Genomic DNA, 14,296 nt, shown 5'->3' with positions numbered 1-14,296 from the left:
CGTGATATAGGTGGCCGCAGCGGTGAAGACACTAGGCTTTGCGTTTGTGAATCGACCATCAGCACCAAGATGGGGCAAGGTCTTCTGTTACATTTTCTAGGTCAGGTGAGGGTGCACCAATTTGCGATCGCCAAGATTCGGCATAGTAACCTCCCTGCTCCAGCAATTCGGCATGGGTGCCCGACTCAACAATTTGTCCCTGGCGCATTACATAGATAATGTCTGCACACATGGCCAGGGTGAATCGATGCGTCACGACAACGGCGGTGCGCTCTTTGGCCAGTGCTCGAAAGCGCTCGATCCAATCCGTTTCGGCCCAAGGATCCATTGCACTGGTGGGTTCATCAAGGATGATGAGTTCTGCCCGACGCAAAAACGAGCGTGCCAAGGCAAGACGCTGCCATTGTCCACCACTGAGTTCTGTTCCGTTGGGAAAAAGTTTACCAAGTTTAGTGTTATACCCTTCCGGCAACTTTTCAATGGTTTCGTGGATTCCTGCGTATTGGGCGGCTTGTTGAATGTCTTCGGGGGTTGAGTTGTAGGAGATATCCCCGAGTGCTATGTTTTCGCTGGCGGTAACGTAGTAAGGAATTGGGTTTTGAAAAAGAACGGTAATTTGCCGCCGCAGTTGGTCAATGTCATAAGCTCTAAAGTCAACCCCATCGAGTTCGAGCGCTCCTATTTGCGGATCGTAGAATCGGCATAGTAGCTTGATGAGTGTGCTTTTTCCAGCTCCGTTATCGCCAACGATCGCCACAATTTTCCCAGCTGGAATGTCGAGATTAAAATTTTGCAGGATAGGACGATCGCTCTGTCCTGGATAGCTAAATGTAACATCGCGAAAGCGAATGCCAGTTTGAAATCGCTGCGGTAGCGATATCGGATTTTCTGGGCTGACCACTTGCGGCTTTAGACTTAAAAACTCAAATAAATTTCCAATAAACAGGCTGTTGTTGTAAACCTGACCAAGGTTGCCCAGCAATACTTTCATAATGCTTTGACCTCGGTTAAAGGCTTGATAGAACAAGGCCAAATCTCCTAGAGTCAACAGGCCAAGCAATACCTGTCGCCCCATCCATGCCAAGGCTCCCCCTGTAAATGCTAGAGCGATCGCTGCTGCCAACAGTCGCGATACATTTTGATCCTTCAGCAGCTTCAGTTGTTCAATTCTCAACCGATAGCGCAGAGTTTGGTAATTTGTCTGAAAGTACGAACCTAGACCGAAGAGACGAATTTCTGGGGCGGGTGGCCCTTGGGTCAACAACAGCTCGTAATACTGCAACCACCGACGCGCCAGAGTCGTTTGCTGCCACCATTGGTGCTGTCGTCGATTGATGCGCACCATGGCATAGAACGCTGGAAGCGTGCTCAAACACAGCACAATGGGCAACCACAGGCCATAGGGCAGCAAAATTGCCGCCATGGTCAGTAAGGTGATGGTGTTTTGCAGCAGTCCACCTGTGTTTTCCAATAACGAGAGCGATCGCCCGGCTGCATCACTGCGGGCCCGGTCGAGATGGTCGTAGAACTCAGACGACTCATAAAATGCCAGGTCAACGGCAATTGATGTGCTGTGAACCAGCCGACTCACATGATCCTGCACTAACTCAGATTGAACGGTGCGCACCCACTCACTTCCGCTGCGCAGGAGTTCGCCCAGTGCAATCACACCCAGCATCAAGGCCGCCGGAATGGCCACAGGCTGGATGGCTTGCCAGTCTAGCCCAACGCCAACAACATCCACCAGACTGTCAACTAATAACCGGGTCAAATAAACCGTTGCACCCGGTAAAATTCCTTGCACGACTAGAAGGCCAACCCAAGCTATCGTCCAGTGATGCGAAGCCTCCCAAATGAGGGCAAACGTTCTAGGGAGATAGGCAAGCTGTGCGACAACTTTCTGCTGCTTTCTTTTAAGAGTCTGGATCACGATGCAGCTACCGCTAGGTTAATCAATGCTCGAACCCCAAGCGAATGGGGGCAAATCGTGGTGAAAGCCATAGGTGACTTCAGCCCAAAAAGTCTCTCTTAGTGTGCCCAGAGAATGATTGAATATCTCAGAATTAGAACGCTGATTGGACTTAATCTTCAAACCCTTCAACTGTTTGCTGGAGCGAGGTTTGTCAGCGAGGTTTGTCTTAGTGCGCAGCGTGAAGCATTGGTTCCGAATGCTGAGATGGCTGTCTTGTCAGCTGAGCAATATCAGATTCGATCAATTTCACAACGGCTGGCAGTTCTTCGAGCGATCGCTTTCGGATTAACCGACAAACCGACACATGTTGCAATAACGCTGAGCATTGATGCAAGTGTCTGACTCGAAATTCTTCAGATGTGAGCAGCGTCATCGCTCGTGAATGGTGCACAAGAGCAACAAACGCTTCTTGAGGTGATAGCGGAATAATGTCGTGGCGATCGCCATAGTCCAGCACATAGAGCCGCTTCAGCGGAAATTCACGAGCCGAAAATCCCGAAGCTAATCGATGTCCTACCTTAGGTGCATGAGAGTGCAAAAGCGGCAGTTGCCCAGGTTTATACCCCATAAACTCTGCTGCATCAAAGCACAGCTTTACTTGGGGAATACCCGGAACAACCGTGACCTGTTCGGCCTCCAAATTCAATGACATGACATCATCTGTCAGAATCGTATAGCCTGCTGTATGAAACGTGTTGATCAGGGTAGACTTTCCCCATCCCGAATCTGCCATAAAGCCAAACGACATACCGTGAGCCACAAAACTTCCGGCATGGAGAACCAATTTTTTGCGTTGGCGTAGTAAGGTCGACAGCAGTGGCCCTTCAATAATGGGCCGCAAAACCGCTTCTTCTACCTGAGGCTCGGGCTCCACAACAATTTCGCAGCCTTTCTGCACCAAAAAAGTTGCAACACCCTCTACAGCACCTAAAAAGTAATCTCCACCGTTGCTGCTTTTGTAACCTGGTACATTGAGCTTGCCGAATCGAATCACGACATCGGGTGCTCCTTCGGCAGGAACCAATTCAGGCAGTTCCAACTCAGACTGGATGATTAACGTATAGGCAGTGTAGGTATACATCCGGCTATCCAAGAATGACGGGTTGAAGATGAACAGAATGCTGTAGAGGTTTACATCAGCATTCCCAAACCATTGGCTGAAACAACAGGCAGTAGCGCAATAAAAAGCCGGACTGCCTTAGTGTTACACGGTCTAGCAGTCCGGTTTTCAATAAAAGCTTGATGGCTTAAGCAACCCTTAAACCATCAAAATCTCCCTAGGGGTTACTTGATGACGATGATGCCGTCAACAGAACCAGTGGAACCAACGTTGGTAGGAACGTTCGAACCACCGATGTAGACAACGTCTGCAGCAGGGCTGGAACCGAAAGCTTGAGTCAAGGACTCAACGTTGCCATGGTTGGTCAGTTTGGGAGCGGTGTATGCCTTCTTCATGAGTTTTATCTCCTGTACGGTGTTGGTTGTGTTGGTTTGTACGACCGATGCTGCATAAGCATGCATGGTTGCCGTTAGGTTGGGTTGACTGTAGCAGTAAACCCAGTTTGGCGTAGCCACAAAGCTAGCGCCGTTGCTGCCCAGACCGTTCTAACATCATCATCAAGCGCTGGAGCGCTTGATGTGAGTCGGTCATAGGCCCCACGTAGATGGTTAAGGTCTACGTAAGCTTTGATGCTCCCAGCATCATTGAGAACCACATCTTCGACCAGTTCTCGATTGATGTTGAGCAAACCGTGCAAAAAGCCAGGAGTGACGTCCATCTTGCCACTGCGCCATTGCACTTTCTCAGGGAGCAAACCTTCCATGGCTCTACGCATGATCATGCGGGTCCATCCGTGCTTTAGCTTTTGATGGGATGGTAGAGCCAAACAAAACTCGATTAATCGCTTATCCATAAATGGATGCCGTGCTTCTAGCGAGCATGCGGCGGCAGCAATATCTTGCAGCTCAAGTACAAAAGTGAAACCACCCGAGGTGAGGTCTTGATACTGCTGCTCTCGCACAGAGCGCAAATGTTCTGCTGCTGGAGCTTGCACGGTTGGTTGACGATCGCAGCCCACGCGCTGGGCAAATTCGGAATTGATGACTTTAGAAAATGTTTGACTAGAACCCTGTTGGCCTTTCAGCCAATGCCATAGGTTCATCACAAACTGGGGAACGATAGGCTTAAGTCCACACTGAATCCATAACACTCGTGGAGAAATCGTGAAGACTTGCTGCATGCCAGCGATCGCTTTGACAAAGGATATCCAATGCCACTTCCAAGCTAAATCAACTAAGTGAGCGAAACCATAGCGTTGCAAAATTGCTGCTGGGCTTGTATTCAATCGCTCTGAGAGGGCGACCGCATTGTCTGCAAAGTCTCGCCAGTGACCCGCTTTAGCCAACTCTGCAAAAAGATTAAAACCATGGCTAACGGTTGTATCTCCATCAAATCCATCTAGCGATACTCGCACACCAGCTTGCTGCGATGCTTGATTGAGGTTCCAGATTAAGTATCCATTACCTCCAATTAAGCAGGGTTCTTCCAATGGCTGGAGTAAGTCTTGCCAATTCGACAGCGGCCCGGTTTGGTCAGGATATACCTCATGTGGAATCAAACTTCCTTGTTCCAGAACCGGTTGAATGTACTCGCGCTCATCGCATTCCGTGACAACGTTATAGACGTTTGAAAAAACATGCAAAGGTTGTTCTTTGGATTGCAAGAGATGTCGGGCCATGCACGTAACAGAGGTAGAATCTAGCCCTCCGCTCAAATGAGAGCCGATGGGGAAGGCACTCCGTAGTCGGCACCGAACCGCTTCTGCAAAAATATCGCGGAAAGCCAATGCATATTCTTCATCAGAATTGAGATGGATTTCACGAGTCGCATCAAGTTTCCAATAGCGCTGTAGTCTAGCTCCGAGCGCAGCTCCAACGGTGAGCGTGTGAGCAGGTGGCAACCGAAAAATTTTCTGATAGCACGTAGTTGCTTGATCGTGTAGCATCATTGTCAAATGATTGGCAATGCGGCTTTCGTTAATGACATGTGGAACGCTTGGTAAGCAGAAGAGCGCTTTCATCTCAGATGCAAAGCAGAAAACTTGCTCTGGTTGATAGAAGTAATAGAACGGTTTCACGCCGAAATGATCGCGAGCGCAAAAGAGCGCGTTTCGGGTTGCATCCCACAGTGCGAATGCAAAATCGCCGAGTAGATGGTGAACGCAGTCTTCTCCCCACTGTTGGTAAGCGGCAAGGATGAGGTCGCTGTCAGTAATCTTTTCAGCGGGGCGATCGCTCAAAGATAGACTGGCAATTAACTCCTCACGGTTATCGATACGGGCGTCGGCAACCAAAACCAGTGACTGATCCTGCGACAACAGTGGCATCTGCTCTAACAGAGATTCGCGCGTGGTCCACAACATACGATGGGCAAGACCAACTGCTCCCTCTAACCAAACGCAGTTTTGATCAGGACCCCGGTGAGCCATCGCATCAGACATCTGCTGGAGATGATCTTGCTCTACAGGTTGCTTATTCAAATTGTAGAGACCAGCGATCGCACTCATGCTGTCGTTCCTACAGGGTGGATAAAGGAGTGTATCTGTGAAACCCACTTACTCCGCCAATTACAAGCTGTCCATTGTATTCAAGCCATGCATGAGCTTCTACATTGCCCTGCGCATCTTTTGAAACTCCAATGCGAAGATCAGTTTTGTAACCGCGTCTGCTTAGCAGGACTTGAGTTGTCAGTGCACGTACCAAGCATCTTGCTCTACCTGGAATGTGCCAAGTCACCATTTCAACGGCTTGAAGAACCTGCTTAAAAACAAGCGAACCTTCGGTTGAACTCCGTGCGTGTGATTGAGCTGGCCGTGCAGCGAACTGCTGCACAAAACGAAACGGCAAAGCCCATAGCGCTAGCTTAAAGCCAGCAATCAAAAAGAGAGTTTCTAGCAACAGTGCGCGCTCTTTCCAGGAAAGATTGAACAGCTTATACAACCATTGCATGATTAACCTCAAGCAGCCCAGCTTTTCTCATGTCTGCGAGAATTTCAAGTAAATCTTTTTTGCACTGTTCGGCTTCTACCTCATAATCTTCAACAACAGTTTTGAAGATTTGTTCAAATGTTGTGGGCTGTTGAATGAGGTTCCAAATCGTTGTTCCTACTTCATTCAATCCATAGTAAATTCCAGATTTAAGGCTAAGAATAATAACCTCTCCTCCTAAATCGGAAGAAACCTGGGTTGAACTTGCTTGAATGAGTGAGCCTTCATTGAACATCTGCAACTAACCTCTCAATAACCTACGATTTGGCCTAAAAGGCTCTCTCATTTCCTTATCTCTAGTACAGCAAAATCACGGACTGAATGCCTGAGTAATTTTACAGAAACAGGATGGGCGGCTGGATGAAAACTCCGTATTTCACTCTAGTTTGATCTAGGGCAAAGTGATTCCCTCGTATCTCAAGCTTTATCAAGTCTGAAATAACGAACAGCTCCCGATGATCTAAATAGAAGCTGAAAATTAAAGGTTCAGTAATTTCAGCAAATCTAGGACTGTCTAAGTGACTGAAGAATTCAAGTCTAATGGACTGCGAGTGAATTGCTTAACATAGGAGGAACTGGTCATTAGACGCTGCTTTTAGCGTTCGAGTGATTCATTCATAAAGTATAGAAACATCCTCTTTTACCCACATTCCTGAAGAAATAAGCGACCCAATTCTCTTTTCTGTGTATATCAGATGAAGGAAAGATGAGCGTTTTTTAGACACCTGAATATTAGAGAGAAAATATACTAATCGGCAGCGATCGCACTCACTTCTGAGACGTATCTATCGGTTAACTCAAAGACCTTATGAGACACTTGAAATGGCTCCCGATACAGATTTAACTTTTGCAATACCAAAAGCCAAAAGAACAACGGATCTTCGACTAGATATCTGCGCCAAAGCCGCTTAGGTTCAGCCAATAGTCGATAAAGCCACTCCAGTCCCACTTCACTTACCCATTGGGGAGAACGACTTACATTGCCTGCTTCAAAATCAATCGTGGCACCAATTGCTAAAAAGATTTTGACCTCAGGGAGCCGATCTCGGTATTTGTGGATGAATTTCTCCTGCTTGGGAGCGCCAACTCCAACTGCTAAAACTGTTGCGCCCGACTGACGTACTTTGTCAAGAATCAACGCACACTCCTGCTCATTCTTCTCAAACCCGAAAGAAGGAGAGTAATAATCGACAATAATACGGCGCCCAGTTACTTGATTAATGCGCCGAGCTGCCTCGGCTGCTACTCCTTCGCGGGCTCCTAGCAGAAATATACGAATTTCTTCATTGTCTCGGTGGAAATTGTAGAAAGCTGGAAATAGGTCAGAACCCGAGATCTTTTCTTGAATGGGGGTACCTAGGAACTTTGCGGCGTACATCAACATCTTGCTGTCGCAGACCCGGTAATCCGCAGCTTGATAGACTTCAGCAAACGCTGAATCCTTTTGCAGCTTCACTAGATGATCGACATTGGGAGTTACAACAAACCCTTCCTTTAGGTTCTCCAGAAACTCGTGAATCGATAGATTGTCGATTTCTACGTTCAAAATCTTGACGATATCCATTCAAAAACTCCAAACTGTGAAAGCAAATCCCTAACAAATAACCCGCGCCAATTTATTCGAAACCTGTGCCGAAAGTTACTTAACTCAGTTTCGCAATCGCTGACTATGGCTAAATGCCAGACCTGCACATAGAAAACCCGCGTCTCAGTTGCTACAAATTCTGACTTGATTCTTTTACCTTCAACCCTGTTAGAGGTCATTTCGGAGCCCAAAGCCGAGCTATCTCACCTCTTCTCATGGTGTAACATTCTTGACTTGACTCTGGACACGGAGAAAACACGGACTGTTTTTCTCTTGGGTTGAGTGTCTGCTTAGTCTTACGTAATAAATGCTTTTTAGTCCTATTTGCCTAGATGCAGCTACTGGCGTTTGATACGTTAATCCGAAGTTTATGCAAACTCTTGCTTGCGTGTGGCTGGGATAAAGTTTGTACGTAATGATACTAGACTCGGCTCAGGGTTTTCCGGGGTGTTAGGCGTGATGAATGCCGATGAATGTCAGATAGGATTGACAAATTTCCGTTGATTGAGCGTTTAGGCCAGATACGAGGGTTGGGCCTCCACGATACAAGTCTGCGAGGGTTGATCAGTAGCTGTGTACTATCCCTTGGCCAAGCGCCTGTCAGACAGGTAGCAGGATATGTGTCGTTTGCCTGGTTGGTATGGCGTTACGCCTTGTTTGGTGACCACACTCAATCATCGAGCTGTATTGTGAGAGTTGGCTCTGTTTGGCTTAAGTTTAGTGGATGGTCGTGTTAGCTATCATCCTTTTTCGGGCAATCTTTCTTTAGGGTGATGCGAGGGAAGGCAAAAGCGCAACGAAATTCTAGAGTTGTTGCCATTCCGAATTTGGCGGAAGACCTAAATTTTTTGGCTGATGAGACTTTATGCTTTCCGTCAAAAACTTTGGCGAATGTTGCTGAAGGAAGGTCTTTAGAAGGTTGATGACGATGAATGAAATCAGCCGGAGATACGAATCAAGAGCAACGAATTTGCACGAAAGAAACAATTGCCCCGTTGGTTAGTAAGCACGCAATGAATTTATCAGGCTCTTTAAATATCAAGGATAGCCAAGTCTGGCTACTCGGTATCTTGGCTGGCTTGACCGCTATTTATCTAACTCTGGTTTGGCGTAGTGATAATAGTGATCTGTTTGGTAACAGTCTACTCTTCATTGCTGCGATCGCATCTTTGATTAAGGAAAAAGCGCCATTTCATAGTTTGAAGAGTAATTCAATTGCCAGTATTGTTGGAACGACTTTACTTGCGTTTCTTTTAATACGCAGCTTAGGAATTTCGAGTAATAGTTTTTTACTCGCTTTTCCGGCGATCGCTGGCGTTGGATTAGCACTCGTTGCCTCGGGTGTTTCAGGTCTGTCTAAGTTCAGACAAGAAATTCTAATCCTGGTTTTTTTGGGATTCCCAAGATTGTTGTTGCCAATCTTCATAGATCCAACCGCTCTAACGGCAAAATTCTCTGCCTTAGTTCTTTGGTATATGGGATTCGAAGTTGCACGCAATGGTTATCAAATTCAGATTGGTGACAGTGCTGTCGAGGTCTTTCCAGGATGTTCTGGAATTGAGAGTATTTGCTATCTACTTTCCCTGGCGGGACTGTTTATCATGATGTTCCCATTACGCCGAATTGAGAAAGTTGGTGTCGCAGTCTTGGCGATCGCGATTGCGTTTATCGTCAATGGTTTCCGAGTCGCTCTCCTCGCTCACCTTGTTGCTGCTTCCCTTCCAGAAGCCTTTGAGTATTGGCACGAAGGCAATGGCTCTTTTATCTTTTCAATGATCTCTGTTGCAATCTTAGGTTTATTTTGCTGGTTACTGCTTCGCCAAAAGAATGCTCAGCCCTATTTAGAAGAATTGAATGTCCAAGAGTATGACTGAAGAGAATCCCATAAGGCTTGCATTCTTGGCCAGCATCTTCGGTGGAACAGTTCTTGTATGCTCTCAACTGTTGTTCCGGCCTGGTTTGGCTCAAGAAAAGAAGCTTCCCGAAGTTTTTAACCAAACAGTAGAGTTGAAAGGCTGGAAACAGGTTCATGAAGAGATCTTAGCTAACTCTGCTGAACCAGATGAGGCTGAATTAATTGGAGGAAAAAGTTATCGATACCAAAATGATGAAAATAATGTTGAAGTCGAGATGCGCTATTTAATCCAAATGGATTCTAGTGTTAGAAACCTGCTGTTGAAATATGGAAAAGGAGCACCTGAGATCAATTTCAACAGCACGATTCAACAAAATGAAGACGGTTATTACAGCATTTTCTTCCGTGATGAAGCCATGCATTTAAGTTCCTGCATTAATCCCAGAGGAGGCAGCACGGTCACTTCATCCCAGTTTGTTCATAACCGTTATATTTACGACTTTCGCCCTGAAAGAATTTTACCTGTGCTTGTGGGTCAGCAAACAGTACAAGACAGTCGCTGCTTGTGGACCTACATGAAAATGCCGACTCAACAAGAGTCTCTAAAAGACGCAGCTCAACAGCTCGAAGAGTTTTGGAAGTTATGGCTTCAATGGTGGCAACCTAACTTTCCAACTCTGTAAATAACGCTTCACTCTCCACAACTAACTGAGGTTCAAATATGCAAATGAAATCTGATGGACAAGGCCAACCTTCCCAACATAAATCAGCATCCTTAGCCTTATTACGGCTTGCTGGATATGGATTGCTCATTCTAACAGCACTGGATCTTGGGGCAATTTTGCTTCCTCCTCAACTCATGAATCCAGTATGGGAGTTTCAAACATTAGGGCAAATTGTAGAACGCGTTCCTCTCCCCCTGTTGGCTCTGGTGCTCATCTTCTTTGGAGAATCGCAGCTGAGAGGTAAATGGGAAAAGCCTTTATTGAAAGCTTTGTCTTGGCTGTCCTTAGCGTTTGCAATCTTCCTCGTGATCATTACTCCATTGTGGGGAGTGATGAATACAGTACGTATCAATGCTCAAAACTCGACTGAGCTGAATACTCAATTAAGCGCCCAGCGCGAACAGATTGCTGCAGTTGAAGCTCAGCTTAGCCAAGCTTCTGTTGAAGATATTGCAAGTTTCTTAGAAAGTCAGGGCTTGGATGCCGAAGTTTCAGCAGAAGCATCTAAAGAACAGCTTCTAGCAGAACTGGAAACGGCCGAGCAAAGAATGGAAAATGAGTTCAACGCACAATCCACAAGCCGTCGCAATACTCTGCTGGAAAGCTCTCTGAAATGGAACCTTAGCGCGTTAATCTCCAGCTTTATCTTTGCTTACATGTGGCATCTTACCCGCTGGTCTCGGGGTTCGTCCAAGAGGGTATCGCAAACTGGTGATTTGGCAAAACAATCGTAGAACCGAAGACTACATTGTTTGCTTGAATCGCAGAAGAATGTTCTTCAACATGATTGCAAAAGTTTCAACAATATTTGAATAGATGATATTGTTGAAACTTTTGTCAATACTTAGCTTAAAAGAACTAGACCGCCTTAAGTTTTCAAGCGTGTCAGTCAACTCATACTGTGTTTTAGATCGCAGTTTGACTTTACTTACTGGCTTTGCGCCACTTTGTGATGAGTGACACTGGTAGGACGATTGGCCACAGCAGTGTACCAATCATGACGACCAACCAAGAAATATTGTCGGATTTTGATGTTGTTGTGTCTTGTAAAAACGCGTTGATGTAATAAACGAGTACGCTTGCTGCACCAATACAATAAATAATTGCAAGACTGGGTGGGGGCACCATATTTCAGGGGGAGCCAGTGAGATTGCAAATTGGCTACTGCCGACTATAGACACTTTTGGCTTGCTGCGGCAAGAGAGTAGAGAAATCAACATATCTATTTTAATTTTTCAAACATTTATTCATGCTTGAAATCTAGCTTGCGATATGTGAATTTTTGCGTGAAGTCTAGTTGACTGTAGTATGCATCTACTAGGCTTGGGCACGCTAATACAATCCTAAGTTTATTTTATGTCTACTTAGACTTCAGGGTTGTAGCATGTCATTCACTCGAAATAGTTCATCTATCGTATTTGTAGATACAAGCATCACAAATTACCAGATATTTGTTGATCAAGCTGCTTCAGATGCTCAGGTCGTGTTGCTTGATCCGACCCAAGATGCACTCGATCAGATTTCTGTTGCTTTGGCTGAGCGTGTTGGATTGTTGAGCATCCATGTGGTGTCTCATGGAAGCCAAGGCAGCCTACAACTGGGTAGCACTGTTTTGGATGCGGTTACCCTGTCTCAACGTAAGGAACAGATTGCTGCTTGGTCTGATGCGTTAGCGCCGGGTGCAGATATTTTGCTGTACGGCTGCAATGTCGCGCATGGGGCGGTTGGTCAAAATTTTGTTCAGAGCCTGGCTCAGCTGACAGGTGCCGATGTGGCAGCCTCTGTCAATTTGACTGGCAATCATCAGCAAGGTGCAGATTGGAATCTGGAATATACGGCGGGCAGTATTGAAGCTGGCAGCGCATTTCACCTTGCAGGGTTGGAGCAACGCTTTACTTCTGTCTTGGCAGCGTTCAGCAGCGGCACGATTGTTGTGTTGCGGGTTGGGGATGGTGCGGTTTACAGCACTGGCGCTTCTGCGCCTGTTTTTTTGGATGAATATGACTTGGCGACGAATCAGCTCGTGCAAACGATTGCTGTGTCACCTTCAGATGTGGGTAGCCATTTGGGGCTGACCCTCAGTATTAGCGCTGCGTATGAAGGAACACTGGGGTTATCGTCTGACGGTCGCTACTTAACGTTTGGTGGCTATAATGCGGAGCCCGGCACTGCGAGTATTTCTAACTCGGCTCCAGCAACGGTTAAGCGGGTAATTGCTCGGGTTGATAGTTCTGGGGTGGTGGATACGACCACTTCGTTGAATGATTCGTTGCAGAATGCTGCTGGGGGAATTCGTAGCGTTGTCAGCGTAGATGGTACAGGATTTTGGGTCGGTGGTGGCAATGGCGGTGTCCGCTTCGTGAGTTATGGTGGCACAGCAGGTAGCACGCAAATTGCCTCTGGTTTAGCGACGACTCGGGCGCTCCGAATTTTTAATAACCAGCTTTATGTCTCCGCAGATACGACTGGCTTTCGGCCTGTCAATGCGGTTGGTACGGGGGTTTCGAGTGCTACAGGACAGGCGCTTACCCCTTTGCTGAGCGGTGGAGTCGGGCCTAACGGTGCGTTGGAATTTGTGCTGTTGGATCGGGATGCGACCGTAGCGGGAGTGGATACGCTCTATGTTGCTGCGGGGAATAGCCTCTATAAGTATTCGTTTGATGGATCGGATTGGACAGCGCGCTCTTCCTACGCTGCAGGGAACACGTTTACTGGTTTGACTGGGCGTGTTAACGGGGCGGAGGTTGAGCTGTTTGCTGTGTTGGGAATCACCAGTGGTAATGGCTTAGTTCGGTTGAAGGATACGGCGGCGTTTGATGCCAACTTTAGTGTTGGAAGCATCAGCCCGATTGCCACCGCAGGAACGAATAGAGTGTTTCGCGGGTTGTCGTTTGCGCCGGTGCCGCCGGTGCCTATGGTGTCGATTGAGGCGATCGCCAATTCTGCGTTTGAAGCTGTAGTGGGGAGTAAAGGAACCTTTCGGATTGCCCGTAATGGCTCAACCACGAGTGCATTGGTTGTCACACTGAATGTATCGGGTGCAGCAGAAGCGAATGTTGACTATGCCTTTAGTACAGGCAGCATTAGCGGGACGACCTATACTGTCACGATTCCGGTGGGAGCCTCTTCGATTGATGTGGATGTTACTCCCATTACGGATAGTGATAATGCGGAAGGCAACGAAGCGGTTTCCCTGGATATTGCTGCTAGCCCTAGCAATTACAGTATTAGCTCGGTGGCAGGCGGTGCGACCGTCACGATCGCGGATAATCGATCGCCCGTTTTGAGTGTTGCCATTAGCGATCAATCTGGCAGTCAGGGTGCGCCATTTTCCTTTACGATTCCGGGTGGTACATTCTCAGATGCAGACAATCATCCGCTATCATATGCTGCGACCTTGTTGGGTGGTGGAGCATTACCGACATGGCTTTCGTTTAATGGCTCAACTCAACAATTTGATGGAACACCAGGCAATGCAGATGTCGGCGACCTGACGATTCAGGTTACGGTGACCGATCCCTACGGCGCGATCGCTTCAGATGTGTTTGTGTTGGCGATCGCGAATATGAATGATGTTCCGGTAGTGAGTCAAACGATCTCGTCTCAAACCGCAACATCCGGGCAGTCGTTTACGTTTCAAGTTCCGGAAACGACATTCACGGATCCAGACTCGATCTATGGAGATACCTTAACCTACAGCGCCACCCGAGGCGACGGCACGGCACTGCCTGCCTGGCTAACGTTCAACCCATCTACCCGCGCGTTTAGCGGCACTCCGACCAATGCCAATGCGGGAAGCTTTAACGTGCGGGTGATTGCGAGGGATTCCCAAAATGCCACAACGAGCACAACCTTTGGCCTGACGGTGAATGCGGTCAACAATCCTCCAATTGTGAATCAGGCGATCGCCGTCCAAACGGTGAATGCGGGTAGTCCCTTCAGCTATGTCGTGCCATCCACAACGTTTTCTGATCCAGACTCAATTTATGGAGATACCTTAACCTACAGCGCCACCCGAGGCGACGGAACGGCACTGCCTGCCTGGCTAACGTTCAACCCATCTACCCGCGCGTTTAGCGGCACTCCGACCAATGCCAACGCGGGAAGCTTTA

General features: G+C 47.4%; 11 protein-coding genes. 4 read left to right on the top strand and 7 right to left on the bottom strand.

Annotated elements, in window-relative coordinates; translation table 11 throughout:
- Positions 1-58: 58 nt before the first annotated feature.
- The 7 genes from ACQ4M4_RS19430 to ACQ4M4_RS19400 all read right to left on the bottom strand — a co-directional run bounded on the left by ACQ4M4_RS19430 (position 59) and on the right by ACQ4M4_RS19400 (position 7,583).
- On the bottom strand, positions 59-1,804 hold the full coding sequence (locus ACQ4M4_RS19430) for an ABC transporter ATP-binding protein (RefSeq protein WP_430686111.1): 1,746 nt from the start codon (positions 1,802-1,804) through the stop codon (positions 59-61).
- Between the two features lie 334 nt (positions 1,805-2,138).
- On the bottom strand, positions 2,139-3,053 hold the full coding sequence (locus ACQ4M4_RS19425; protein ID WP_430686110.1) for a hypothetical protein: 915 nt from the start codon (positions 3,051-3,053) through the stop codon (positions 2,139-2,141).
- Between the two features lie 203 nt (positions 3,054-3,256).
- Complete coding sequence (locus tag ACQ4M4_RS19420; protein WP_430686109.1) at positions 3,257-3,493, bottom strand: lasso peptide; 237 nt, start codon at positions 3,491-3,493, stop codon at positions 3,257-3,259.
- Positions 3,494-3,501: 8 nt separating this feature from the next.
- On the bottom strand, positions 3,502-5,538 hold the full coding sequence (locus ACQ4M4_RS19415) for a lasso peptide isopeptide bond-forming cyclase (RefSeq protein WP_430686108.1): 2,037 nt from the start codon (positions 5,536-5,538) through the stop codon (positions 3,502-3,504).
- A gap of 10 nt (positions 5,539-5,548) precedes the next feature.
- The gene (locus ACQ4M4_RS19410) at positions 5,549-5,980 is read right to left on the bottom strand and encodes a lasso peptide biosynthesis B2 protein (RefSeq protein ID WP_430686107.1); all 432 of its coding nucleotides are present in this window, start codon (positions 5,978-5,980) and stop codon (positions 5,549-5,551) included.
- On the bottom strand, positions 5,964-6,254 hold the full coding sequence (locus ACQ4M4_RS19405) for a PqqD family peptide modification chaperone (RefSeq protein WP_430686106.1): 291 nt from the start codon (positions 6,252-6,254) through the stop codon (positions 5,964-5,966). Before ACQ4M4_RS19405 ends, ACQ4M4_RS19410 begins: the two co-directional genes overlap by 17 nt.
- A gap of 513 nt (positions 6,255-6,767) precedes the next feature.
- A complete protein-coding gene (locus ACQ4M4_RS19400; protein WP_430686105.1) occupies positions 6,768-7,583 on the bottom strand; it encodes a WecB/TagA/CpsF family glycosyltransferase in 816 nt (271 codons plus the stop codon).
- A 953-nt stretch (positions 7,584-8,536) separates the two neighbouring features.
- Here ACQ4M4_RS19400 and crtA point away from each other — a divergent pair.
- From crtA to ACQ4M4_RS19380, 4 genes are all read left to right on the top strand, one after another.
- On the top strand, positions 8,537-9,478 hold the full coding sequence (crtA, locus tag ACQ4M4_RS19395; RefSeq protein WP_430686104.1) for a cyanoexosortase A: 942 nt from the start codon (positions 8,537-8,539) through the stop codon (positions 9,476-9,478).
- Entirely contained in the window at positions 9,471-10,142 is a 672-nt protein-coding gene (locus ACQ4M4_RS19390) for a cyanoexosortase A system-associated protein (RefSeq protein WP_430686103.1), read from the top strand. The genes crtA and ACQ4M4_RS19390 overlap by 8 nt, the downstream gene beginning before the upstream one ends.
- Before the next feature lie 38 nt (positions 10,143-10,180).
- The gene (gene hpsJ-A / locus ACQ4M4_RS19385; RefSeq protein WP_430686102.1) at positions 10,181-10,918 is read left to right on the top strand and encodes an HpsJ-like protein, cyanoexosortase A-associated; all 738 of its coding nucleotides are present in this window, start codon (positions 10,181-10,183) and stop codon (positions 10,916-10,918) included.
- A gap of 650 nt (positions 10,919-11,568) precedes the next feature.
- On the top strand, positions 11,569-14,296 hold a 2,728-nt coding region (locus tag ACQ4M4_RS19380; RefSeq protein ID WP_430686101.1), incomplete at its 3' end, for a putative Ig domain-containing protein.

It is taken from the genome of Leptolyngbya sp. AN02str (assembly GCF_050565595.1).
Classification (GTDB): domain Bacteria; phylum Cyanobacteriota; class Cyanobacteriia; order Elainellales; family Elainellaceae; genus Kaiparowitsia.
Note: the sequence above shows the minus strand (reverse complement) of the source record. Positions and strands in the feature narration are given on the sequence as shown.

Bases quoted from the DNA above. Each gene is read 5' to 3' on its own strand.
- ACQ4M4_RS19425 (WP_430686110.1), bottom strand. From the start codon at position 3,053: ATGTATACCTACACTGCCTATACGTTAATCATCCAGTCTGAGTTGGAA.
- ACQ4M4_RS19420 (WP_430686109.1), bottom strand. From the start codon at position 3,493: ATGCATGCTTATGCAGCATCGGTCGTACAAACCAACACAACCAACACC.
- ACQ4M4_RS19415 (WP_430686108.1), bottom strand. From the start codon at position 5,538: ATGAGTGCGATCGCTGGTCTCTACAATTTGAATAAGCAACCTGTAGAG.
- ACQ4M4_RS19410 (WP_430686107.1), bottom strand. From the start codon at position 5,980: ATGCAATGGTTGTATAAGCTGTTCAATCTTTCCTGGAAAGAGCGCGCA.
- ACQ4M4_RS19405 (WP_430686106.1), bottom strand. From the start codon at position 6,254: ATGTTCAATGAAGGCTCACTCATTCAAGCAAGTTCAACCCAGGTTTCT.
- ACQ4M4_RS19400 (WP_430686105.1), bottom strand. From the start codon at position 7,583: ATGGATATCGTCAAGATTTTGAACGTAGAAATCGACAATCTATCGATT.
- crtA (WP_430686104.1), top strand. From the start codon at position 8,537: ATGAAATCAGCCGGAGATACGAATCAAGAGCAACGAATTTGCACGAAA.
- ACQ4M4_RS19390 (WP_430686103.1), top strand. From the start codon at position 9,471: ATGACTGAAGAGAATCCCATAAGGCTTGCATTCTTGGCCAGCATCTTC.
- hpsJ-A (WP_430686102.1), top strand. From the start codon at position 10,181: ATGCAAATGAAATCTGATGGACAAGGCCAACCTTCCCAACATAAATCA.